26 protein-coding genes and 1 tRNA gene are annotated in these 22,331 nt (G+C 72.0%); 15 read left to right on the forward strand and 12 right to left on the reverse strand.

Annotated elements, in window-relative coordinates; genetic code table 11:
- Position 1: 1 nt before the first annotated feature.
- Genes ACIF8T_RS05925 through ACIF8T_RS05945 form a run of 5 tightly spaced genes read right to left on the reverse strand, consistent with a single transcriptional unit; the run spans position 2 to position 2,769 of the window.
- Positions 2-349, reverse strand: a complete 348-nt coding sequence (locus ACIF8T_RS05925) for an RRQRL motif-containing zinc-binding protein (protein WP_400031619.1) — start codon at positions 347-349, stop codon at positions 2-4.
- Positions 346-960, reverse strand: coding sequence for a GGDEF domain-containing protein (locus ACIF8T_RS05930; RefSeq protein ID WP_400031621.1), 615 nt, complete (start codon positions 958-960; stop codon positions 346-348). Before ACIF8T_RS05930 ends, ACIF8T_RS05925 begins: the two co-directional genes overlap by 4 nt.
- Positions 957-2,060: a conjugal transfer protein gene (locus tag ACIF8T_RS05935; protein WP_400031623.1), complete on the reverse strand. Its 1,104-nt coding sequence runs from the start codon at positions 2,058-2,060 to the stop codon at positions 957-959. Before ACIF8T_RS05935 ends, ACIF8T_RS05930 begins: the two co-directional genes overlap by 4 nt.
- Positions 2,057-2,503 carry a Pycsar system effector family protein gene (locus ACIF8T_RS05940; protein WP_400031625.1) on the reverse strand — a complete coding sequence of 149 codons (447 nt, stop codon included), beginning with the start codon at positions 2,501-2,503 and terminating at the stop codon, positions 2,057-2,059. Before ACIF8T_RS05940 ends, ACIF8T_RS05935 begins: the two co-directional genes overlap by 4 nt.
- Positions 2,500-2,769 (reverse strand): DUF6284 family protein, encoded by a 270-nt coding sequence (locus ACIF8T_RS05945; RefSeq protein ID WP_400031627.1) that lies wholly within the window; start codon positions 2,767-2,769, stop codon positions 2,500-2,502. The genes ACIF8T_RS05940 and ACIF8T_RS05945 overlap by 4 nt, the downstream gene beginning before the upstream one ends.
- A gap of 613 nt (positions 2,770-3,382) precedes the next feature.
- Between ACIF8T_RS05945 and ACIF8T_RS05950 the strand changes: the two genes are divergently transcribed.
- Positions 3,383-4,765, forward strand: coding sequence for a hypothetical protein (locus tag ACIF8T_RS05950; protein ID WP_400031629.1), 1,383 nt, complete (start codon positions 3,383-3,385; stop codon positions 4,763-4,765).
- On the opposite strand, the gene ACIF8T_RS05955 is transcribed toward ACIF8T_RS05950, so the two are convergent.
- Both ACIF8T_RS05955 and ACIF8T_RS05960 read right to left on the reverse strand, forming a co-directional pair.
- The gene (locus ACIF8T_RS05955; RefSeq protein WP_400031631.1) at positions 4,762-5,664 is read right to left on the reverse strand and encodes a phosphotransferase family protein; all 903 of its coding nucleotides are present in this window, start codon (positions 5,662-5,664) and stop codon (positions 4,762-4,764) included. The genes ACIF8T_RS05950 and ACIF8T_RS05955 overlap by 4 nt on opposite strands.
- On the reverse strand, positions 5,661-6,113 hold the full coding sequence (locus ACIF8T_RS05960; protein WP_400031633.1) for a GntR family transcriptional regulator: 453 nt from the start codon (positions 6,111-6,113) through the stop codon (positions 5,661-5,663). Before ACIF8T_RS05960 ends, ACIF8T_RS05955 begins: the two co-directional genes overlap by 4 nt.
- 227 nt (positions 6,114-6,340) lie before the next feature.
- On the opposite strand from ACIF8T_RS05960, the gene ACIF8T_RS05965 reads away from it, so the two are divergent.
- From ACIF8T_RS05965 to ACIF8T_RS05980, 4 genes are all read left to right on the forward strand, one after another.
- Positions 6,341-7,150 carry a nucleotidyltransferase gene (locus tag ACIF8T_RS05965; protein WP_400031635.1) on the forward strand — a complete coding sequence of 270 codons (810 nt, stop codon included), beginning with the start codon at positions 6,341-6,343 and terminating at the stop codon, positions 7,148-7,150.
- A 38-nt stretch (positions 7,151-7,188) separates the two neighbouring features.
- Entirely contained in the window at positions 7,189-8,127 is a 939-nt protein-coding gene (locus tag ACIF8T_RS05970; RefSeq protein WP_400031637.1) for an S-4TM family putative pore-forming effector, read from the forward strand.
- Between the two features lie 564 nt (positions 8,128-8,691).
- A complete protein-coding gene (locus tag ACIF8T_RS05975) occupies positions 8,692-9,534 on the forward strand; it encodes an SLATT domain-containing protein (RefSeq protein ID WP_400031639.1) in 843 nt (280 codons plus the stop codon).
- A gap of 305 nt (positions 9,535-9,839) precedes the next feature.
- Complete coding sequence (locus tag ACIF8T_RS05980) at positions 9,840-10,745, forward strand: DUF72 domain-containing protein (protein WP_400031641.1); 906 nt, start codon at positions 9,840-9,842, stop codon at positions 10,743-10,745.
- On the opposite strand, the gene ACIF8T_RS05985 is transcribed toward ACIF8T_RS05980, so the two are convergent.
- From ACIF8T_RS05985 to ACIF8T_RS06000, 4 genes are all read right to left on the reverse strand, one after another.
- Positions 10,690-12,648 carry a copper resistance protein CopC gene (locus ACIF8T_RS05985; protein ID WP_400031643.1) on the reverse strand — a complete coding sequence of 653 codons (1,959 nt, stop codon included), beginning with the start codon at positions 12,646-12,648 and terminating at the stop codon, positions 10,690-10,692. The two genes, ACIF8T_RS05980 and ACIF8T_RS05985, sit on opposite strands and share 56 nt — an antisense overlap.
- Positions 12,649-12,845: 197 nt before the next feature.
- Positions 12,846-13,325, reverse strand: coding sequence for a cupin domain-containing protein (locus tag ACIF8T_RS05990; protein WP_400031645.1), 480 nt, complete (start codon positions 13,323-13,325; stop codon positions 12,846-12,848).
- Positions 13,322-13,930 (reverse strand): GNAT family N-acetyltransferase, encoded by a 609-nt coding sequence (locus ACIF8T_RS05995; protein ID WP_400031647.1) that lies wholly within the window; start codon positions 13,928-13,930, stop codon positions 13,322-13,324. The genes ACIF8T_RS05990 and ACIF8T_RS05995 overlap by 4 nt, the downstream gene beginning before the upstream one ends.
- A complete protein-coding gene (locus ACIF8T_RS06000; RefSeq protein ID WP_400031649.1) occupies positions 13,923-16,064 on the reverse strand; it encodes a penicillin acylase family protein in 2,142 nt (713 codons plus the stop codon). Before ACIF8T_RS06000 ends, ACIF8T_RS05995 begins: the two co-directional genes overlap by 8 nt.
- A gap of 77 nt (positions 16,065-16,141) precedes the next feature.
- Here ACIF8T_RS06000 and ACIF8T_RS06005 point away from each other — a divergent pair, with 77 nt between their 5' ends.
- The 6 genes from ACIF8T_RS06005 (at position 16,142) to ACIF8T_RS06030 (ending at position 19,583) form a co-directional block, all read left to right on the forward strand.
- The gene (locus tag ACIF8T_RS06005) at positions 16,142-16,858 is read left to right on the forward strand and encodes a siderophore-interacting protein (RefSeq protein WP_400031651.1); all 717 of its coding nucleotides are present in this window, start codon (positions 16,142-16,144) and stop codon (positions 16,856-16,858) included.
- A 126-nt stretch (positions 16,859-16,984) separates the two neighbouring features.
- Positions 16,985-17,803 carry a DUF308 domain-containing protein gene (locus ACIF8T_RS06010; protein WP_400031653.1) on the forward strand — a complete coding sequence of 273 codons (819 nt, stop codon included), beginning with the start codon at positions 16,985-16,987 and terminating at the stop codon, positions 17,801-17,803.
- A 31-nt stretch (positions 17,804-17,834) separates the two neighbouring features.
- Positions 17,835-18,161: a hypothetical protein gene (locus ACIF8T_RS06015; RefSeq protein ID WP_400031655.1), complete on the forward strand. Its 327-nt coding sequence runs from the start codon at positions 17,835-17,837 to the stop codon at positions 18,159-18,161.
- A 60-nt stretch (positions 18,162-18,221) separates the two neighbouring features.
- The gene (locus ACIF8T_RS06020; RefSeq protein WP_400031657.1) at positions 18,222-18,350 is read left to right on the forward strand and encodes a hypothetical protein; all 129 of its coding nucleotides are present in this window, start codon (positions 18,222-18,224) and stop codon (positions 18,348-18,350) included.
- 204 nt (positions 18,351-18,554) lie between these two features.
- Positions 18,555-18,851 carry a type II toxin-antitoxin system VapB family antitoxin gene (locus ACIF8T_RS06025; RefSeq protein WP_004943146.1) on the forward strand — a complete coding sequence of 99 codons (297 nt, stop codon included), beginning with the start codon at positions 18,555-18,557 and terminating at the stop codon, positions 18,849-18,851.
- A 120-nt stretch (positions 18,852-18,971) separates the two neighbouring features.
- On the forward strand, positions 18,972-19,583 hold the full coding sequence (locus ACIF8T_RS06030) for a LytR C-terminal domain-containing protein (protein WP_400032341.1): 612 nt from the start codon (positions 18,972-18,974) through the stop codon (positions 19,581-19,583).
- Between the two features lie 208 nt (positions 19,584-19,791).
- On the opposite strand, the gene upp is transcribed toward ACIF8T_RS06030, so the two are convergent.
- Positions 19,792-20,427 (reverse strand): uracil phosphoribosyltransferase, encoded by a 636-nt coding sequence (gene upp, locus ACIF8T_RS06035; RefSeq protein WP_400031659.1) that lies wholly within the window; start codon positions 20,425-20,427, stop codon positions 19,792-19,794.
- A gap of 137 nt (positions 20,428-20,564) precedes the next feature.
- On the opposite strand from upp, the gene ACIF8T_RS06040 reads away from it, so the two are divergent.
- The 4 genes from ACIF8T_RS06040 (at position 20,565) to ACIF8T_RS06055 (ending at position 22,278) form a co-directional block, all read left to right on the forward strand.
- The gene (locus ACIF8T_RS06040; RefSeq protein WP_400031661.1) at positions 20,565-20,768 is read left to right on the forward strand and encodes a hypothetical protein; all 204 of its coding nucleotides are present in this window, start codon (positions 20,565-20,567) and stop codon (positions 20,766-20,768) included.
- A gap of 330 nt (positions 20,769-21,098) precedes the next feature.
- Entirely contained in the window at positions 21,099-21,644 is a 546-nt protein-coding gene (locus ACIF8T_RS06045; RefSeq protein ID WP_400032343.1) for a hypothetical protein, read from the forward strand.
- A gap of 56 nt (positions 21,645-21,700) precedes the next feature.
- Complete coding sequence (gene tadA, locus ACIF8T_RS06050; protein ID WP_400031663.1) at positions 21,701-22,132, forward strand: tRNA adenosine(34) deaminase TadA; 432 nt, start codon at positions 21,701-21,703, stop codon at positions 22,130-22,132.
- Positions 22,133-22,193: 61 nt separating this feature from the next.
- Positions 22,194-22,278, forward strand: a tRNA-Ser gene (locus ACIF8T_RS06055).
- Positions 22,279-22,331 lie beyond the last annotated feature (53 nt).

Consider the following 22,331-nt stretch of genomic DNA (forward strand, 5'->3'; position numbering starts at 1 on the left):
CTCAGGCACTCCTCGGAGAGTCGGAAGGTTCGGGGAAGGCGCAGGTCACGCAGGTGCCGAGCGAGGCGGGGATGACGTATCCGGCATCCCGCTGGCAGGTGGGGCAGGTGCGGCGGGCCCGGTTCGCGGCGGCGAGCGCCGTCCACCGGGCCGGGGTCATCGGCCGGACCGGTTTGGCCAGGTCGACGCGGTAGAGGTAGGCAACCAGCGGCGGGCGCCGGCGGCGGGGTCGTTCGAGCTGTGCGGCCACGTCCTGGCCGCCGGGCCGCAGACCGCGCGCCCTCAGCTGGCGGCGGGTGGCGTAGCCGTCGGGGGCCAGGTGCCAGCGGTAGGTGGGCAGGGTGGTCATGCGGCGCCCCGGCGTCCGGGGCGCCGTCCGGCGACGCCGGCGAGCAGGCGACCGAGACCGGCACGGCGGACGCGGCCGGGGCCGCGCTTGGCCGCGTACATGGCCTCGTCCGCCCTGCGCAGCAGCCCCGACAGGTCCTCTGCCGGATGGTCACCGCGCCGCACCCAGCCCAGCGACACCGTGGTGTGCACCTCGGGTGCCGCGTCGACGGGACGGGCCAGGACGCGGGCGAGGACGGCGAACCGGTCGGCGGCACTGCCCTCGCGGTCGATGAGGACGGCGGCGAACTCGTCACCCCCGAGCCTGCCGACCACACCGGCGCGGCCCACGGCATGGGAGAGCCGGGCCGCCGTGGCGGCGAGCAGAGCGTCACCGGCAGCGTGCCCGTGGGTGTCGTTGACCTGCTTGAAGCGGTCCACGTCCGCCAGCACCACCACCGCGTGCGGGTTGCGCAGCAGACGGCGGGCCCGGCGGGTGAACGCCTCCCGCGTCCACAGCCCGGTCAACGGGTCACGGCGAGCAATCCGCAGCCGCCGGGACATCCACCACCCGTGGACACCCCACACCAGCGCCACACCGACCGCGATCAGGACGAACACCGGTGTGCTCACCCGGCCACCCCCGCCCCGGCACGCTCGGCGAGCAACGTGTCCCGCAGCATCCGGGCGTTCGCCGGCGACGTACGCACCACCCGGCGGATGCCCTCCGCGGTCACCCTCGCGTCCGGCCAATCGGCCGTCACCTCGCGCGCCTCGGCCAGCAGCTCGGCCGGGGTGCGCTTGGGCCGGGGCGACTTCGCCACCTCCGGGACACGGCCGGTGGCGCGGCGCGGCCTACTCGACTCGGCCGCCACCGCGCGCCGCTCGATCGGCTTGACCGGGGCCGGGGCGATCGAAGGGAGCGGCTTGGTGGGGAGAGTCGACTTGCCCAGGTCGACGGCGACCGGATCGGGCAGGGGCAGCCGGGTCAGGGTCACCACCGGGTCCGGGGTCGATACCGCGAGGTCAGCCATAGACCGTTTCGCGGGTTTCTCGGTGGATTCCTCCGCATACGTGTCCGGAGCGGGGTCGAGGGTGGTGGCGCCGAACATCGAGGCAAGGGCGGCGTCCGCGCCGGCGGTGACGCGGTCGCGCTGCACGTCCAGCAGCCTCGATCCGAGCGCGACATCCCCGACCCCGACCCTGCGGGCCAGCCGCCACGACGCCCTATCCGACCGCTTGCGCACCCGGTCGCTGGGGTGCTGGGTGGCGCGGGCCCGGTGGTAGGCCAGGGCCTGCACCAGATCGGCGGTGCGGCGCTCGTTCTCCGCGTCGCGGCCGTCGGTGTGCACCACGATCCGCCGGGCCAGGAACGCCATGCCCTCGGCCGAGACGGACATCCCCATCGGGGTCAGCGCGTAGATCACCGTGCGACCCGGGTCGGGGGCGGCCATCGCGCCCATGACGGCGGCGGCGGCCGGCAGCGCCCACAGCCCGAGCCGGACGATGCGCGGGGAGGACTGGCCCAGCATGGTCAGCCCGAGCAGGACCAGGGCGAGCACGGCCGTGGCGCCCTCACCGGCGGCGAGCGCACCGAGCGCGGTGCCCTTGCCGTAGGCGTGGCCGATGTTGCTGTACGTGCCGATACCACCGAACACGCCGGTGGCCAGCATCGGCACGAACGCGGCCGTCAGCACCCCGACTTGTACGCGGGTCAGCTTCGCGCCGGTCATCGGGCACCCCCGGCGGTGAGCAGGGCGGCGAGGATGAGCAGGGCGCCGCCGGTCATGGTCAGGTCGACCGCGCGTCGCAGGCAGGTGAACTTCTTGACCGCGAGCCGGGAGAGTCCGGCGATGTCGGCGGCCAGGTCCGAGGTGACGGCGGCGCCGATCTGTTCGGCGGTGAGGGTGGCCCACAGGGGGAAGCCGTGCCGGCCGCTCAGGTTCGGGCGGACCGAGCGCAGCAGCAGCCCGGCCGCACCGACCAGCAGTGCCAGACCGATGCCGCCCGCGATGTAGGCGGGGAGGTTCAGGGGCAGGTCGCGGGCGACCGACCACGTGCCGGCGAGGACCGCGCCGACGAACGCCAGCAGCAGCGCCGTCTTCGTGTCCGTCCGCGCGATCTCCGCCTTGACCTCGGCGTGCGCGGCGGTCAGATTCCGGTTGGTGGCGCTCACGCGGCACCCCCGGGAAGGCTCACGCCGGCCGCGCGATTGAGGAGCGTGACGCGGGCGGCGAGCGCGCGGCGGCGGGCCCGGCGGATGCGGCGGGCGTCCAGCTCGGTCGGCGTGCGGTCCAGCGTGACGATGTGCGCGTCCAGCAGGTCGATGTCCGCCAGGATGACGGGCATCTCCCGCTCGATCGCGTCCAGCTCCGCGTCCGTCGGCTCCATGAAGTCCGCGAACGCCGTAACAGCGTCCTGAACAGTGACGATGTGGTCCATTGGGTCGTGGTCCTCTCACAGGGTGGAACGGCCCGAACAGCGCCCCCGGAGCTGCAACTCCGGGGGCGCGCGCCGTTGAAGTCGGAACATCCGGCTCCCCTCAGCGCTGCACGTACGAGACGTGCAGCGGAGGCAACCGGCCGCAGCGGCGAGCGCTGCGGAGGGGTTGAACGTGTCGCTGTCTCCTCCGGGAACACGAGCTCCCGTTTCAGGCGTATGGAGACGTGACCTTTCGGTCTAAGCCCTCCCGAATGCCCAGGGTCGGGTGCGCCCTCGGCCCGCTCTGTCCCGGGCCCCTTGAGGCCGCGTCCGGTGGACGTGGCCCCCATTGGTCGTGCTTCGGTGCCACACACCCGCCATGCGTGGTGTGTATTACCTACCACTCACGTTGGCAGAAGGATTCCGCGCCGTCAACCCGTGGCTTTCGACTCGGTTCCGCCGGCCTGTTCCGTGCGGTGGTGATTCAACTGTCCTCACCCGGCGGGCAGTTCGGGAGCGAGTACTTGGGGGTGCACTCGTGCACTCCTAGGTGCGAACCCTCTGCACACCCGGCCTGACCTGCGTAGAGTGACGATGAGTCAAGCTGGTACTACGGCCGCACTCTGGGGGTCCCATGGCAGACCGGAACGCCAGACTGGCCGCGCTCATGCAGGACGGCGACTTCTCGCACAAGTCCCTTGCTCGCGCGGTGGTCGCCGCTGCCGCTCGGTCAGGTGAAGACATCACCTGCGATCACACGTACGTCTCACGGTGGCTCAAGGGGGCAGTCCCACGCGGCAACATGCCGCAGTTCATCGCGGATGCCATCGGCCAGAAGGTAGGGCGCCGGCTCACCCTGGACGACATCGGCATGGGTGACGCGGCCGTGTCTTCCGTACAGCCTGACCTCGGGCTTGAGTTCGCAGACAGGCCCGAGACGACGGCCAAGACCGTCGCAGACCTCTGGCGTGCCGACCTTGCTGAGGCTGAGGTACTGGTCAAGGCGCAGCCGGACTCGGCCGCCTGGAACGCGGCGTCCCTGCGCTGGATCGTCGCCCCGCCGGACGGGGAGCTGACGCGCGCGGGCAACCGCGCGATCGGCGCGGTGGACGTGGAGATGATCCGTTCCACTGCCGACGCGTTCAGCATGCTCGATGGCAAGTTCGGCGGTGGCCACGCCCGACGCGCGCTGATCCAGTACCTGCATACGGACGTCCGGCCGATGCTGGACGGCAAGTACTCCGACGACGTGGGCAAACAGCTCTACTCGGCCGTGGCGGAAGCGCTCTTGCTCGCCGGGTGGATGTCGTACGACAGCGGGCTTCATGGCATCGCTCAGCGGTACTTCATTCAGGCCCTGCGCATGACACAAGCGGCAGGGGACCGGCTTCTTGGCGGCAGCATCCTTTCCGCGATGAGCCACCAGGCCACGTTCCTCGGGCGCTACCAGGACGCTGCCACCCTTGCTCGGGCGGCCTACACGGGACCGGCCGGAGTGCTGGGCCCCACGATGTCCGCGCAGTTCCGCGCGATGGAGGCGCGGGCCCTGGCCCGCCTCGGCGACGAACGGGGATGCGACCTCGCTTTGGTAGAGGCAGAGCGCAAGCTCAGTCAGCGGACCCCGGACAGCGATCCGCCGTACATCGCGTATTTCGATGAAGTGGAACTTGCAGCCGAGATCGGCCACTGCTTCCGAGATTTGGGCCGGTCCGCAGAAGCGGCAGAACGAGGCGCGGGGTCAATCTTCGGCGACGGTCTGAACAATCGAAGCGACTTCTTCGCGACGATGGTGCAGGCCGAAGCACATATAAACCAGGGTGAAATTGGGCGCGGCTGCGAAATCGCCAAGACTGCACTACAACTCGGTGAGGGGTTAAAGTCGGCGCGCTGCGTCCAGTACGTTCGAGAATTCCGCGAACGCGTTTCCCCTGGGATGCGTGACGCTGTGGAATTCCGCGCCTTCATGGAAGAAGCGCGGACCTACCGCCTGTGGCAGAAATGCGGCTTGACTCCTTAAAAGGGCGCCCAATCTCGGCGTGATCCTCCGGACCGGAGAGTTGCCACCCGCTTCTCGACCTCGTCAGCGGCCCGGGGGTTCGCGCCCGCGTTCTGCGAGAGCCACGTGACCATCAGCAGTTCTCGCACGCTCCGGAGAACGGCGTATCCGGACCATCCGCGCACGTCGAAACCGTAGCCCGCCACGAAATCCGCATATTCCGCTTCCGTATGCCATCCAAAGCTGTCGTAATACATGGCTGTTTGCATCAGGTCCCACTCGCGGGGGCCTGCAGCAAACCCATCCAGGTCAATTACGCGCGGATGGCCAGACGCATCGTGCAGGACGTTACCCACGTTGAAGTCACCGTGCAGATGTCCCGAGGGGAGCGAGAATTCAAGGCGCTCATACTCGACCTCCAAATCCCTCGCCATAGAGCGCAGGAATGATCGGGTACTCGCCGGAATTGAGGCACGCTCCAAGCGGCTCGCGACCTTTTCGAACGGCTGGAGTCGCGGCAGCGAAAAGGGCGGCAGCTCCAGTTCATGGAGCCGCCGCAATAGCACGCCCATTTCCGCCGTACTCGCGTACGTGTCGCCGTCTGCGAGCCCTTCCCAGAAGGTGACCGGGTGGTCCTCAATCACGATCGGCTGTTCGGCGTCCGTGACGAGACGAGCAGCCGGGTATCCCTGGTCAGCGAGCCACCGGGCCACCGCTACCTCTCGCCGCACCGAGGCAAGCCGGTCAGCTCCCCGCCCCACCCGCGAGATGATCCGGCCGCCGTCGACACGGAACACGGCATGGTCGCCTAGCCGAAGGATCTCGATGCCGTCCGGCTCCAGGTCGGCGACCGCGCATGCCCGGCGCAGGATGGCCTCTGCCGCGTCCGCGTCGAACTCCGTGCTTTCCGCCGTCGTCATGCCGTCTGCGTCTCCCGTCCGGTCGGCAGCGTGAGGACTTCCCGCCCTCGCCCTGCCCCCTTGCCGATCAACCCTTGACCCTCCATCTGCGCGATGGCGGAGCGCACGGCAGTCCGGGACGCTCCGAACCGCTCGCACAGCTCCCTCTCGGTAGGGAAGCGGTCACCCACCTTCACCTCCCCGCCGCGCAACAGGTCGGTCACCCGCTCGACCAACGGCCGGCGGTCGCCGGTCCCCACCACGAACCATCCCGCGCCCTGTACCGACTCGATCACACCATCGGCCTTGAGCGCGGCAAGCGCCCGCTCGATGGTGCTGCGGCTCACGCCGTACTCGCTCACGAGCGCCGACTGAGACGGCAGCGCTTCTGTGATCTCGCCGTCCCTGATCTTCTCGCGGAGGGATTCCGAGACCTCCAGGTACGTACCTCGCGGACTGCCCTGCGGCACGTGGGCTCCCCTCCCTAGTTTTCGCCGGCGATCTGACAGCACCTCATCGTCCCCAGCTTCCCATGTCCCGTACCCCGGATCACCGGTGTCCGGCACGGTCCCCAACTGCGGGCTTTCACGCACCCCTTCCAATGTCAGTGTTTGCCGCTATCGTGAGTTCACTCTGATCACCTGTAGTGACGCTCGTGTCACACGGAACAGTGGGGGGCATCGTGGGACAGTCGGCTATGACATGGCTGGACGATTTGACCAGTCTCTACACGCCAACTGCAACGCAGTTCGATGCAGCACGGCGCCACCGCGGCTCTATCGAAACGCGCCTTGACGCTTATTTGGGTCTGCGCGAGATGTTCGAAATTGGTTCCCTCCGGCACGGAACTGGCGTATGGCAGTACAGTGACGCAGATTTTTTGGCATCACTCAAGGGAATTCAGCCAGGCTCCCCTTGGACGATGCTAAACAGAGTGAAGGACACTCTTCAGGACCGCTTCCCGTCAACGACTATTGTAATTCGTCGCCCAGCGGTGGTATGCAGATTTTCAGACGGGCACGTGGAAGTCGTACCTGCTTACCCGGACACCTCCGGCTACTGGATCGCCAATCCTTCGGATGGATGGATGAAAACATACCCGAAGGATCACAACCAGTACGTAAACGACATCAACAAGAAGCACAATGGGGCTGCTAAACGGCTCGCCCGTCAGCTCAAAATTTGGAAGTATCTGCGTAACGTACCAGTGTCCTCTTGCTATCTGGAGATGCGTTCGGCCAAGCATCTCGATGGCGAGACAACATATTCCGCGCTCTGGGACCTATATCTCACGCTCAGCAAGATGCATGATGCTGGTCTTGCAGCGATGAACGACCCGACAGGACTGGGGTCACGATTCGGCTCATGCTCTTCGGAATCGAATCGTCAAGACGCGCTGTCGAAACTTAACACCGCCGTCACTCGCGCACGAAAGGCCAAAGACTTCTACCACAGCGGCGACAACGAGAAGGCTATCGAACAGCTCAAGTTGCTTTTCAACCGATAGATCAATCCGCACAGACGCAACGAGAGACGGTTGCCCACATGAGCCCAGCCCCTCAGGCAGACTACGAACCGCCGTCTAGCACACATATGGCTGCTCGCCAAAACGAAACCGATGCGCTGCGGCTACTCATTGCGCAACGCCGACTTTATTCTCAAGCAAAGAGGTGGCTGGCACTTCGCTGGTTCGGCATGCTGGTTATCGGACTCGGCGCGCCCGTCGTTTCCGTGGTATTGCCGGACCTTGCCGTTGTCTCCGGGGCGATTGCAGGACTGTGGCTCTTTTTGGGGCAGAGCGTCCTGATCAATGCTCAGTCCACTACGGTCGCCAGGGCCGCAGCAGTCCAAGAGCAGTTTGACTTTTACGTTTTCGGGATGCCGGGCAGCGTCGAAAGGTCAACCCTGCCAGCGATGGAGGAGATCGCTGTCGTCGCTGGTCCCGATTCGGAACTCAGGCGTATCGCTGATGATGAAAAGCTCCTGGACTGGTATCCGATCGATGCGAGCACCCCAGGGGTCATCACAGTGGCTATCTCGCAGCGGGCCAACGCGGCGTATTCGGATAGGCTCTTGCGTTCCACGGCGATCACCTGGACGACGGTAACCGTATTTTGGGTATTGGCGCTAATCACAGCAAGCGTTTGGGTGAGGCTATCACTCACTACGTTCCTAGTCGGTGTCCTACTTCCGGTCTTGCCATCATTCCTTGATGTCCTTCGATATATCTTCGGGATTCGACGTGCGGCACGCGATCGAGGCGATCTGACTCGTTCAATCGAGAGTCGAATGCGCGCCACCGGCGAATCGATCGATGGGAACGATCTGCTCGTCTGGCAAGAGAGTTTGTACGATCTCCGCCGCTCAACACCCCTTGTCCCGGACGCTATTTACAAGTTGCGGCGTGCCGTTAATGAGCGCGCGATGAAGACAGCCGCGTCACAGCTCCGTCAACAGGCAAGAAGATCCGAGAACGACACCTGAGGGTAGGAAACACAGTCCGGGCACGCGATGCCCACGTCGTCGGCGTCGTCCCCCACACGTGAGGTGCGACCTCGGCAACAGCGCTGTTTGTCCTGGTCTTCGTCCAGTGCGCCGACGGCCGCCACCGTTCGCCGACGTGCGTGCACCCCACCTGACCTGCCACGTGAACCCCCACGGACGTCCCGGCAGGGTCACGCGGACAGTTGGCCGGCGTGCCTGCCGAGGTATGTGACATCCGCGGGTTGGTCTGATGACCCCCGTCGGGGTGCTGCACCCCGGCAGCATGGGTGCAGCAATGGCCGCGCGGGCCCGGCTCGGCGGCGCTGAAGTCGTGTGGTGCCCTGCGGGTCGCAGCGCTGCGACTCACGACCGAGCCACGCGGTACGGGCTCGCCGCAACAAGTGGGATGCGCCACCGAACACCACTGAAGCGCTCGCCCTGCTGCTCCCGGTACCGGACGACGAACCGGTCTAGCCCAGCATCGATCTCCCAAAATGCCCCTTCACAACTCAAGCGCTCCTATGATCGGTTCGCGCGATCAATGCGGAGTCGTAGTGGGGGGCCATGACACAGCCAGCAGCCGAAAGGGCGATCGAGAGACTCCTCGACCACGACAGGAAGATCCTCGATCTTCGGCATGAGATCCGTAAAGCCCGCCTTAAGCGGTTCTTGTTGGTTTCGACCTATTCCTCCGCACCCGCACTGCTGTTACTCCTCTTCATCGGGAACATCGCGGCATGGGGCCGCGTCGACCTCGCCCGCGTCAATCTGGCCTGCATCCCGCTTCTCGTCGCCCTCTTGGTCCTGTGTGTGATCGTCCGCGAGAGCAGCACCGAGCGTGTCGGCATACGTACAGTCCTCTCGGACACGTGGGCGTCGGGGTACGCGGCGACGAAGAAGATCGACCTTGAGCTGGCCATAGAGCGAAGGCGCCTTTCCGCCGTATCTACCAACCTGCCAACAGAGACCCGCCGCCACATCTACCGAGAGACCGTGCCAGGAGCCATCGAGCAGTACCGCTCCGACGGACTTCGCTACAGGCGGGTTCACAACCTCTTCCAAAGTGTCATCATCATCGGCTCGCTGGCGACGTCGACGGCAGCGAGCCTCGCGGAAACCCCACCGCCCTACAAGTGGATCACCGTTGGCACGAGCTTCTCAGTTGGTCTCGCGGCAGGCTTCACCGGCTACTTCAAGTTCCGCGAGCGCAGCTTCTACCTCCAGCAGACGGCCGACGCCATCGAGGAGGAGTACGACGCCGTCAACCTGAAGGTGGGCCGGTACAAGGGCAGCACAGACGACGCAGCGGCTCTGCTGGAGTTCACCGAACGCGTTGAGACCCTCAAGAACGACCAGCGCAAGCGCCAACAGCAACTCGACCAGCCGACAGAGACGCCCGAGGGCTGACGTCATTGTCCTGATCATTGTCCAGTTCGCTGACGGACGTCACGGTCCACTGTCGTACGCGCACCCCCTCCGACCAGCAGCGCGAACGCCCATGAACGGCCCCGGACGATCACGCGCACAGTTGGAAAGCGTGTTGGGGGCAACCCCTCACGAGTTCGAATCTCGTATCCTCCGCCAGTGCCTCACCGGGCACGTTGTCGAAGGGCCCCACCGCTTGCGGTGGGGCCCTTCGACGTTGCCGGTCGCGGCCCGCGCCCCCGATGCCCGTCGGTCTGGTCCCCGGCGCGCGCGGGTAGCCGCTTCCCATGGGCGACATCCTCGTGGGCACGTGTTCGTGGACGGACCGGGCACTGGTGGCCAGCGGCTGGTACCCGGTGGGGCGGCGGGACGCCGAGGGGCGGCTGCGGCACTACGCCGAGCGGTTCCCGGTCGTGGAGGTGGACGCGACGTACTACGCGCTGCCCGGTGAGCGGAACAGCCGGCTGTGGGCGGAGCGGACCCCCGACGGGTTCGTGTTCGACGTGAAGGCCTTCTCGCTGCTCACCGGGCACCCGACGCGGGACTCGGCGCTGCCGGCCGGGCTGCGGGCCGGGGACCCGGGGGTGCTGGACGAGGTGTGGGCGCGGTTCGCCGCGGGGATCGCGCCGTTGCGGCGGGCCGGGCGGCTGGGCAGTGTGCTGTTCCAGTTCCCGCCGTGGTTCCGGCCCGGGGAGCGGGCCGAGCGGTTCCTCGCCGACTGCGCGCGGCGGACGGACGGGTGGCCGGTCTCCGTGGAGTTCCGGCACCCCGCGTGGTGGGAGCCGGGGCGGGCCGAGGAGACGCGCGCGGTGCTCGCGCGGTACGGCATGGCCGCCGTCGCCGTCGACATGGTGCAGACGCTGCCCGCCTCCATCCCGCCGGTCACGCCCGTGACCTCGGCCCGGCTGTCCGTCGTGCGGTTCCACGGGCGCAGCACCGCGTGGGGCACCGGCAGCAAGGAGGACCGGTTCCGGTACGGCTACCGCGACGACGAACTCGCCGAGTGGGTGCCCCGGCTGCGGCGGCTGGCCGAGCGGACCGAGCAGGTCCACGTCCTGTTCAACAACTGCTGCGGCGACGCGGCCGTGCGCGCCGCCGAGTCCATGGCCCGGCTGCTCGGGCAGCCCGCCGGGGCCGCTACGCGATCCGCACCCGCCGCGTCACACTCACCTGGTCCAGCTCGGACACCCTGACCGTCGCCTTCATCGTCCAGGTGCCCGGCATCGGCAGGGTGAGGTCGTTCGTGGCCCAGTAGCCGCCCCGGTCGGTGAGCCGCGCGTCGATCGGGCCGATCTCGCGGGCGGGCAGCGTGAAGGACAGGCGCAGCTCGGGGACGGTGGTCAGTCCGCCGTCGGGGCCGAGCAGCACGGCCTGGACGCCGTTGTCGCCGGTGCGCCCCGGGTCCAGGGTGATCTGCACCGTGCCCCGGCCGCCCGGGGTGCCGACGTCGAAGGGGACCGTGGCGACGACGGCCCCGGGCAGCCCGGACGGCGCGGCGGCCCGGGCCGCCTCGGCCTCCGCGCGGCCCGGCGGGGTGCCGGTCAGCGCGGTCGTGGCCACCAGCACCACCGCGCCGACGGCCGCCTCGGCGAGCACGGAGCGGCGCAGGGAGCGGCGCAGGGAGTGGCGTGCATCGTGGTCCGGGGGGTTCCGGGGGTCCTTCGGGACCTCCGCGTCCTTCGGGTTCTCCGCGTCCTTCGGGTCCTGCGGGTCCTCCGGTTTCCGCGGGTCCGGCGTTCGGGGGGCTTCCGCCGGCTGTCCGTGCGCCCCCGCCCGCGCGCCGTCCACAGGCTGTGGACCCCGGCCCCCCACCGGCTCCGGCACCCGGGCCCGTGCGACCGCGGCCTCCACGTCCGACGTCTCCGCGACCGCCGTCTCCGCGACCGCCGTCTCCGCGACCGCCGTCTCCGCGACCGCGGGCGCCGCCGCCTCCCGCACCGCCCGGCCCGTCCACCGCCGCGAGGCGCTCGCCGCCAGCAGCAGGGCGACCACCGCCGCCAGTTTCAGGAGCAGGATCCTGCCGTACGGCGTTGCGGTGAGGGCCGGCCAGGAGCCGAGGCCGCGCCAGGACTGGTAGACGCCGGTGACGACCAGGACGGTCACCGCGGCGGCGGCGACACGGGAGAAGCGGGCGACCGTGGCCGGGGGCGGGGCGGAGCGGCGCAGGAGGGCCAGCAGGGCGACCAAGCCGCCGAGCCACACCGCCATCGCCAGCAGGTGCAGCACCGACGACGCGATCGCCGGCGGCACCTGGATGCCGGCGGAGGCGTGTTCGGCGGTGGCCCAGGTCAGGGCCAGGCCGACGGCCAGGGCGCCGCCCGTCGCGAGGGCGGCCCGGGGCGGCGCGGCCGGGTCGGTCCGCCTGCGGGCCAGGCACAGGAGGAAGCCCGCCGTCACCAGCAGCAGGACGAGCCGGGCCAGGAGGGCGAGGCCGGGGCGGCCGGTCAGGGTGCGGCCCAGGGCCGCGGGGTCCAGGGCGGCGGCCGGGCCGGTGCCGGCCTCGTACGGGGCGCGCAGGAGCACCAGGGCCGCCGTGGTCGCCAGCAGCGTCCACCAGCCGGTCAGCAGCGGCAGCCGCAGCGGGGCCGGGTCCGGGGGGCGGCACAGGGCCGCGAACGCCGCCGTGCCGATGAGCAGGGCCGCGGCGAGGTAGGCGAGGAGGCGGGCCGTGTCGTGCAGGGCGCCGGTGACGGGGTGCTCGGCCGGGGCCGCGGGCACGGCGGCCGGGGCGGGGGACGGCGCGCCGACGGAGAAGGTGAAGGCGCCGGAGACCGGGTGGCTGTCCGCCGACACCACCCGCCAGGCCACCGTGAAGGTGCCCTCGGCGAGCCCGGCGGGCAGGGTGGCGCGGGCGGTGTCGGAGCGGCCGTCCGCGTGCCGCGGCTCGCCCGTGCGCACGCGCCGGCCGTCGGGGCCGTAGACGCGGAAGGAGTCGTCGAGCAGGCCGACGGACTCGGTGAAGGTCAGGGTGAGGGCGCGGGGGGCCGACGGGAGGACGGCGCGGTCGCCGGGGTCGGTGCTCCGGAGGGCGGAGTGGGCGCTCGCCGGTCCGGTGCCGCCGAGGAGGAACAGGACCAGCACGGTGCCCAGCAGCACCAGCCCCTGAAGTCGCCGACGCCGTCGGCCTGCGTTGCGGGCACGGTCACACCTCACGTCACGTCTCCGTCGTCGGACTCGCCGTCTCACGGATACGTACGCACGGGAGGCGTCCGCCGCTCAGCGTCCCGCGGTCGCGTGCGGGCGGGAGGCGTCCCCCGCCCGGCGCCGCGCGGAGAGGCACGGCGCCCGCCGCCTCAGGGCCGGCACAGCTCCCTGATCCGTGCCGCCCGGTCGGGGTGACGCTCCGTCAGCTCGGCGGCGTCGCCGTGCTCGTAGCCCTCGTACGTGAAGCCGGGTGCCATCGTGCAGCCGAACAGCGTCCACGCGCCGCCCGCCGCCACCCGCCCGCCCATCCAGGTGCCGGCGGGGACGGTCAGCTGCACGTGCTGGCCGCCGAGGACGTCCGGCCCCAGCACGGCGGTCCGCGAGGTGCCGTCCGGGGCGAGGAGCAGCAGCTCCAGCGGGTCGCCGAGGTAGAAGTGCCAGATCTCGTCGGAGGGCAGCCGGTGCAGGGCGGAGAAGTCGTCCGGGCCGGCGGTCAGCAGGGCGACGACGGCCGTGCCCTCGGGCCGGCCGTCGGCCCGCTCCGGCCCGGCCCAGGTCTGCCGGAACCGCCCGCCCTCACGGGGGATCGGCTCCAGTCCGTAGTGCGCGACGAGCTCCTCGGGAGTCACACCGGGAAGGCTACCTCCCGCCTGAGGAAGGCGAGTTGCGCCTTCTTCTCCGGCAGGTACACGTCCGGCAGGTCGATCTCGGGCAGCACGACGACCGGGCCCGCCGTGAAGCCCTGCCGCAGGAAACGGGCGATCGCCTTGTCGTTGCGCACGTCCGGGTCGACCACGATCCGCCGGCGGTCCAGGCCGGCCAGGACGTACGCCGTGACGGCGGCCAGCAGGCGCGAGGTCCAGCCGGGCCGCGCGCCCTGCGGGTCCGGGGGCGCGAGCAGCAGGTGGACGCCGATGTCGCCGGGCTCGACGGGGTAGCACTCGCCGACGCGGTCGGCGTCCGGCTCGTAGGTCTGCAGGAGCGCCGCCGCCTCGCCATCCCGCACCACCAGGAAGGCGTGGTGGGTGTCGAGCGTGTCCATGTGGGCGTAGACCTCGGCCACCTGGTCCTCGGTGAGGCCGGTCATGCCCCAGAAGGCGGCCCGGTCCTCGCTCACCCAGCGGTGGATCACGGGGGCGTCGGTCCGGGCGTCCAGCGGCAGGACGCGGACGGTGCCGAAGCCGTCGACCACCTGTTCGTGGACGGCCGTGCGGGAGGCGTACGGGTCAGACATCGGTCTCCTTCTCGAGCAGGTCCCAGTCGGTGACGACCGGGACGAGGTCCCCCTTGAGCCACAAGGGGAGCTGGTCGCGGTGGTGGGGCGAGCCGGGGACGCCGCAGGCGCCGAAGGGCACCACCCAGCGGCTGTCCTCGCGGCGGGCCAGGTCCCAGACGTACCGGGCGGCCGGGCCGCGCGCGGCGAGGTCGGTGAGGCCGGGCACGGCGGAGGTGCACAGCACGCAGTCGTGGTCGCCGGACAGGCCGGGTTCGTCGTACGGCGTGCCGGGCGGCAGCGCCCGCCAGGCGGCGAGCCGGTGGGTGTCCCCCCACGTGGCCTCCGGTGCGGCTTCCGGGCCGGCCCCGGGACCGGCCTGCGCGGTGCCGGCGGCGGCCCGCTGCCGTGCGGCCGCCTCCTCCAGGCCCGCGCGGACCGCCGCCGGGCGGTCGATGCCGTACAGCTCGTCGGCGGTCAGCAGGTGTTCCAGGGCGTAGCCGACGCGCGGGAGCAGCGCCAGCCAGGGCAGGAACACCTCCGGGTAGGCCGGCGGCACGGCCAGCGCGGCGAACGCGGGCTGCGCCGCCAGGTGGCGTACGACCGCGCCGCGCACCGCCGCGTAGGAGGCCGCGTCGGCGCTGTCGGCGTCCATGTGGCGGTCCCAGCGCAGGAGCCGGTCCCGCAGCCGGGCCGCCTCGGGGGACAGGCCGTCCAGGCCCTCGGCGAGCTCCAGCAGCGGCGCGGCCGAGGCGAGGTGGGTGTCCGTGTGGATCGCGGCCATGTCGGCGGCGCACCAGCGCTCCTCGCGGGCGAGCAGGGCGGCGATGCGCTCGGCGCGGTGCGGCGGGGCGAACTCGACGCCGAGCGGGGCGGCCGGGCCGCGCTGGTTGGCCATCACGGCGACGCCGTCGGTCAGCCCGGCGCGGGGCATCTCGTGCCAGCCCCGCCACGCGTGGCCGGGCTCCCAGGCGGGCACGATCCGGACCCGGTTGGCCGCGGCGCGCACCGGCACCCGGCCCGCGACCCGGTGCAGCAGGCCGCCCTCGGTGTCGGCGGCCTGCACCACGTTGACGGGCTCGGCCCACAGGTCGGCGGCCCGGTCCACGTCGGCGACCCGGCGGGCGCGCAGCAGCGGCAGCAGGGCGCCGAAGCCCAGGTCGCCGGTGACGCGGGGCGGGTAGCGCAGGGCGATCGCGACGGGCGGCCCGCCGGACTCGGGCACCCCGTCGTCCAGGCCCTCCGGGCCGCCGGCGACGACCGGCCCCCGGTCGGTCTCGATCACCTCGACCTCGACGGGCTCCTCGCCCGCCACCTCGACGACCTCGGTGTGCCGGGCGGCGCGGTGCCACCCGCCGTCCGGGCCGAGGGCCTCCACGCCGGCGCCGGTGCGCCGCAGCCGCTCCCGGTACAGGTCCTGGTAGTCGGCCATGGCGTTGGTGATGGCCCAGGCGACCGTGCCGGTGTGCCCGAAGTGGGCGATGCCGGGGACGCCGGGGACGGCGAGGCCGACGACGTCGAACTCGGGGCAGGACAGGTGGATCTGCTGGTAGACGCCCGGGTCCTCGATGAAGCGGTGCGGGTCGCCCGCGACGATGGCCTGCCCGGTGGTGGTGCGCGCCCCGCTCACCAGCCAGCCGTTGCTGCCGGAGGTGCCGGGCCCGTCGGTGGCGAACAGGCCGACGGCGTCCGGGCCGAGGTGGGCGGCGACCTGCTCGCGCCAGAGCTTGGCGGGGAAGCCCGCGAAGAGGATGTGCGTGCCGAGCCAGACGCCGAGCGGGCTCCAGGGCTCCCAGCGGCCGGGGACGAGGCCGGTGCGGGCGAACTCGGGGGCGGTGGTGTCCGCCAGCCCCTCGTTCACCCCGTCGACGTACGCCCGCACCCAGTCGGCCGTCTCCGGGTCCCGGCTCTCCAGCCGCGCCCAGCAGCGGCGGGCCGTGTCGTCGAGCCGGGCGCGGCGCGCGAAGCGGTCCCAGGCCAGCGCCTCGCGGCCGAGGAAGGCGGCCGAGGTGCCCTGGGCGCGGTGCCGCTCGACCTCCAGCTGCCAGGCCCGGTCCCGGGCGGTGACGCGGCCCTGGGCGCGGGCGAGTTCGGCCGCGCTGCCCGCGCGCAGATGCGGGATGCCCCAGGCATCGCGGTAGATCTCGATCGCCACCCTGTGCCCTGCTTTCCTTTAGGTTAGGCTCGCCTAAGTCAATGGTGCCGGAATCGTACGCGAAGGGTGAAGAAGCCATGGGGCAGGGGCGGGGTTGGGAGGGCACGGTCCTCAAGCTGCTGCGGGCGAAGGACTTCGTGTGCACCGTGACGGAGGCCGAGGACGTCACCGCGCACTACCGGCGGCTGCGGTTCACCGACGGCGGCCTGCTCGCGGCGACCGGCGTCCACCCGACGATGTGGGTCCGGCTGTGGTTCGACAACGCGGGCCGGCCCCACCAGCGGGCCTACACCCTGGTCGACCCCGACCCGGCGGCCGGCACCTTCGCCCTGGAGTTCGCCCTGCACGAGGGGTGCGCCAGCGACTGGGCCCGCGCGGCGCGGCCCGGCGACACCGTCGAGGCCACCGTGCAGGGCACCGGCTTCACCCATCCGGACCCGGCCCCCTCGCACGTCTTCGCCGTCGGCGACCCGGCCTCCCTCCCGGCGATCAACTCCCTGCTCGGCGCCCTGGGTTCCGCCCCGGCGACCGTCTGGTTCGAGGGCGCCCTGGACGGCCTGCCCTGGCACGCCGACCCGGCCCGCCACGAGGTCCGCGAGGTGCCGCGGCAGGGCTCCCGGCTGGCCGACGAGGTCCGGTCGGCCCTGCCCGGCCTGCTGCGGAGCACCCCCGACCCGTACGTCTGGATCGCCTGCGACGCCGCCACGACCCGGACGCTCTCGTCGTACGTCCGCAAGGAACTCGGCGTGCCCCGGCAGCGGATGCACGCGCTGGGGTACTGGCGGGCGGAGTGACCGCGCCGCCCCCCGCCCCGCTCCGCACGCGCCCCGCGGGGCGGCGGGAGGCCGCCGGGCGGTAGCCGTCAGCCGGGTGGCCCGCCCCGGCTGGCGGGCCGCGCGCGGCCGGTCCCAGCATGGAGCATGACCGAGCCACCCAGCGGCTCCCCCTGGGACCCCGAGCACGGCACCCCCCGCCGGCCGGGCACCGCCCACGGCCCCGGCCCGCGCTCCGCGCCGGCCGGACCCCGCGGCTCCGTCCCGGGAGCCCCGCCCGACGGCCCCGCCCCGCGCGACCCGTACGACCACTCCCCCACCGACCCGCACGGGCCGTACGGAGCCCACGGCCCGTCCGCCGCGCCGGGCGGGCGCGAGCCGGAACCGCCCTTCCAGGGACCCCTGACCCTGCTGTCCCGCGCCGCCTGGCAGGCCGTCCTGGTCACCGGCGTCTGCTCCCTGGTCCTGGGGGTCCTGGTCCTGGTGTGGCCGGGCGCCTCGCTGTTCGCCGCCGGGGTGCTGTTCGGCCTCTACCTCCTCCTCAGCGGCGTCCTCCAGCTGGCCTCCGCCTTCGGCACCCACCGCACCACCTCGCTGCGGGTCCTCGCCTTCGTCAGCGGCGCCCTGTCGATCCTGCTGGGCCTGTTCTGCTTCCGCGGCCCGCTGCAGTCGATCCTGCTGCTGGGGCTGTGGATCGGCATCGGCTGGCTGTTCCGCGGGATCGCGCAGGCCCTGGCCGCCGCCCACGACCCGGCGATGCCCGCCCGCGGCTGGCAGCTCTTCCTCGGGCTGCTCACGGCCGTCGCCGGGGTCGTCCTGGTCGTCGCCCCCGTGGAGTCCGTGGCCGTCCTGACCGTGGTCGCCGGCTGCTGGCTCCTCGCGGTCGGCGCCGTCGAGATCGTCACGGCCCTGCGGATCCGGGCCCGCCGTGCGCCGAGCGGGCGGATCTCGCAGCCGGCCGGGTGACCGACGTGCGCGGCCCGGGCGGTGACGTCCCGTGAGCACCGCGGCGCCTTCCCCGTGCGCCATACGCCGGAGCGCCCGGCTGCGGGTGCTCGCCCTGCTGCTCGCCCTGCTCGTCGCGGGCGCGGGCGCCGAGGCCCGGGCCGCGCCGGCCGGCGAGCACGGCGGCACGGCCGTCGAGTACGACGTCCCGGACACCGCCCCGCGCCCCGCGCCGCCCGCCCGGCGGCCCGCCGGAGCACCGCCCCGCCACCGCCGCCCGGCCGCCCGTCCCCCGTGCGCCGTGCCGTGCCCCGCGCCGGCGGCGCCGCGTTCCCCGTACGCCCCGCGCCCGTCGCGCTGTGTCGTCCTGCGCTGCTGACCGGACCGGTCACGGTCCCCTCACCCAGCCAGGTCCCCGCACAGAAGGAGAGGCACAGCCATGCACGACCCCTACGCGGTGATGCGCGCCCTGCTGCGCGCCGAGGCGGCCCGCAGCACCCCCAAGCCGGAGCCCAAGCCCGATCACCAGCAACGGCAGAGCCGGGAGAAGGAGCGAGAACGCGCCTGACCGGCGGCGCCGGACGGCGGAGGCGGGCCGCAGGGCCGCCGCCTCCGCCCCGGCGCGCCGTGCCGCACCGGACGGCGCGCACGGTCCCGCACCCGCCCACCCCGGGCCGCGGTTCCCCTTTGCCCGTATTTCCGATGTCTTTTTCAGCGTCGCACTACGTCGCCATGGCTGCGCCCGGAACGTCTCGACCGGTAGGCTTTCCGTGTGATCTTCAAGCGCATCGGAAACGGCCGGCCGTACCCCGACCACGGCCGGGAAAGCACCCGGCAGTGGGCGGACGTCGCACCGCGCCCGGTCCGCCTCGATCAGCTCGTGACGACCAAGCAGCAGCTCGACCTGGAGACCCTCCTCGCCGAGGACTCCACCTTCTACGGCGACCTGTTCGCGCACGTCGTGAAGTGGCAGGGCGACCTGTACCTGGAGGACGGCCTGCACCGCGCGGTCCGCGCGGCCCTCCAGCAGCGCCAGGTGCTGCACGCCCGGGTCCTCGAACTCGACTGACCGGGCCGCACCCCGCCCTTGGCCCTTTCGGGTTGGACCGCGGCGTCGAATGATCATCTAGTAGGCATCGCCGCCCGGGAGCACTACGCTGCGCCCATGAGCATGCTGACTCCCCCTGGCATGGGCGGCCAGTACCGGATCACGGGGGACAAGTACCCGCGGATGCGCCGGCCCCGGCGACGCGGCAGGCTCGTGTTCCTCGGCGCCGCCTCCGTGGCCGCGCTGGGCCTGGTCGGCTGGGGCACGGTGCAGCTCATCGACGTGTTCACCGGCAGCGGCGGACACGCCTCCACGGTCGGCACCAAGGCGGGCTGCGCCGCCGGACCGAGCCCCTCGCCCAGCGCCAGGCCGCTGCCCGAGCCCCGCGGCATCACCGTCAACGTGCTCAACGCCACCACCCGCGGCGGCCTCGCCAAGAAGACCGCGGACGAGCTGCGCAAGCGCGGGTTCAGGATCGGCGACGTGGGCAACGCCAGCAAGGAGTACGACAAGAAGGTCAAGGGCACCGGCGTCCTGCTCGGCCCCGCCGCCGCCCTGGACACCTCGCTGCCCGTCCTCGCCACCCAGCTGCCCGGCGCCGAGCGCCGCACCGACGCGGCCCGCAAGGGCGCCGCCGTCGACCTGATCATCGGCGACGGCTTCAAGGCGCTCACGACGAAGGCGGACGCCGACCGGGCCCTGACCGCGCTGACCGAGCCGAAGCCGGCGGCCACCCCGAAGAAGGGCTGCTGAGCGACCCGCCGGGAACGGGCCGAACGGCCTCGGGAGGCGGCCGGGGGAGCCCGAGGAGGACCGCGGTCGCCCGGAACACCGCTGGGCGGCGGCCCGGACGAGACCGGGAGCCGCCCGGTGCGGAAAGAGCGGGGACGGAGAAGGAACCGGGACGGAAAGAAGGGGCCGCCCGGCGACGACGCGCCGGGCGGCCCCGTGGCAGCCGGACCTACTCGGCCGCCCCGTACATCCGGTCGCCCGCGTCGCCGAGGCCCGGCACGATGTAGCCGTGCTCGTTGAGGCGCTCGTCGACCGACGCCGTCACCACCGTCACCGGGGTGCCGGCCAGCTCGCGCTCCATGACCTCGACGCCCTCCGGCGCGGCCAGCAGCACCACGGCGGTCACGTCGTCCGCGCCGCGCTTGATGAGCTCCTGGATCGCGGCGACCAGCGTGCCGCCGGTGGCGAGCATCGGGTCCAGCACGTACACCTGACGGCCGGACAGGTCCTCCGGCATGCGCGTGGCGTACGTCGACGCCTGGAGCGTCTCCTCGTTGCGGATCATGCCGAGGAAGCCCACCTCGGCGGTCGGCAGCAGCCGGACCATGCCGTCGAGCATGCCCAGGCCGGCCCGCAGGATCGGCACCACCAGCGGGCGCGGGTGGGAGAGCTTGACGCCCGTGGTCCTGGCGACCGGCGTCTGGAGGTCGACCTGTTCGGTGCGCACGTCGCGCGTGGCCTCGTAGGCGAGCAGGGTGACCAGCTCGTCGGCGAGACGGCGGAAGGTCGCGGAGTCGGTGCGCTGGTCGCGCAGCGTGGTGAGCTTGTGGGCGACCAGGGGGTGGTCGACGACGTGGAGACGCATGTCCCCCACAGTAACCGGGCCGGATGGGCCCGGCGTCCCCGCGCGGGGCACGGGCGCCGGCCCGCCGCCACCCTTTCACTGGCGTCAAACCGCTCGTCCGGGGGAAGGTGGAGGGACGGAACTGGGGTGGTGAGCCGATGTCCGAGCGGGATTCCCGAGACGATCCGCCGCGGCGCGCGCGGCCCGGGGCGGCCGAGACGGACGCCGAACGCCGTCGGCGCCGGGCCGAGTTCCTGCGGGACCTCGCCGAGGCCCGTGCCCTGCGGGCCCGTGTCCAGCCGCGCCGCGCCAAGACGGCACGCCTGAGGCACGCGATGCGCATGCGCACGTTCCGCTGGTAGGAGGCCCGCCGCGCCGGGCGCGTCCGGCGGGAAGATCGGGCGGCTTTCGGGCGTTGCCCCGACGGGCGTGCGTGGCCGGCGGGGAAAGCCGCGTACGATCCGCAGGTGGCGGCAACGAGTGCGCCGGTGAGTCCTGCACGGACGGGCTCGCGGACCTCCTCGGGGACGCGCGGTCGAAACTGCCGGACACAGGGAGCCGAAGACGTCCCCTGAGCGCCTTGTTTCTGCCACGATTTCCGAGTGGGCGGGGCTCGGAGCAGCACTCCCCGCCCGCAACCTCCGCCGGGGGGAATCCCAACCGGCACGCCTATGACCAGTGGGAGAGTCACGGTGTACTTCGCCGCACTGCTCGCGCGCACCGAAGACGGGTGGGAAGCGAGCGACACGGAGCTCGACGATGTGGAGACCCTGTCGGATCTGGCCGACCTGGCCCGGGAAGCCTCTCCCGACGAGGACACGGTGCTCGTGCTGATCGAGCAGGAGGACGCGTGGTTCGGCGTCGTCCGGGTGGACGGCGAGGAGGACCCTCGTATCTACGTCTCGGACGCCGCCGCGGCCGCGCGCAGCAGCTACGGCGAGATCCTGCTCACCGACGAGCTGCTCGGCCGGGAGCCCGGCGACGACGGCCCCGACCTGGACGCCCTCGACCTCGACGGCACCGAGGACGGTGAACCCGGCGAGGACGCGGACGACGCCGACGAGGGCGGCGCGGCCGCCGGCTCCGCCGAGTCCGTGCCGCACGGCCCGGTCGGCGACGCCCGGGTCCTGGACGACCTGGGCGTGAGCGAGAAGGAACTGCGCTCGCTGACCTCGGACGCGGTCACCGAGATCGCCGAGGCCCTGGGCGCCTCGGAGACCCTGGAGGCCGTCCGCTGACCGACGAGACCACGGCGGTCCCCCCGGACCCGGTGCGCGACCCCTGGCGTGCCCCGATGCGGCTCGCCCTGGACGAGGCCCACCGGGCCGCCCGGGGCGGGGACGTCCCCGTCGGCGCCGTCGTGCTGGCCCCGGACGGCACCACCGTGCTCGGGGCCGGTCACAACGAACGCGAGGCCACCGGCGACCCGACGGCCCACGCGGAGGTCCTCGCCGTCCGGCGGGCCGCCGCGGAGCTCGGCGAGTGGCGGCTGACCGGGTGCACCCTGGTGGTCACGCTGGAACCCTGCACGATGTGCGCGGGCGCCCTCGTGCAGTCCCGGGTGGACCGGGTCGTCTACGGCGCCCGCGACGACAAGGCGGGCGCGGCCGGCTCCCTGTGGGACGTCGTGCGCGACCGCCGGCTCAACCACCGGCCCGAGGTGATCGAGGGCGTGCTCGCCGGGGAGTGCGCCCGGCTGCTCACCGACTTCTTCCGGGAACGCTGAACGCCTGGGGCGCCGCCTACCGATTTCAACCCAGCGCCCACCTTGTTGTAGGGTCTCCCTCGGTAGCGTGTCCGAGCGGCCGAAGGAGCTCGCCTCGAAAGCGAGTGTGGCGCAAGTCACCGAGGGTTCAAATCCCTCCGCTACCGCTTCGGAAGGGCCCCGTCGAAAGACGGGGCCCTTCGTGCGATCATGAGCCCGC

Source organism: Streptomyces sp. NPDC085946, from assembly GCF_044540485.1.
In the GTDB taxonomy this organism is placed as follows: domain Bacteria; phylum Actinomycetota; class Actinomycetes; order Streptomycetales; family Streptomycetaceae; genus Streptomyces.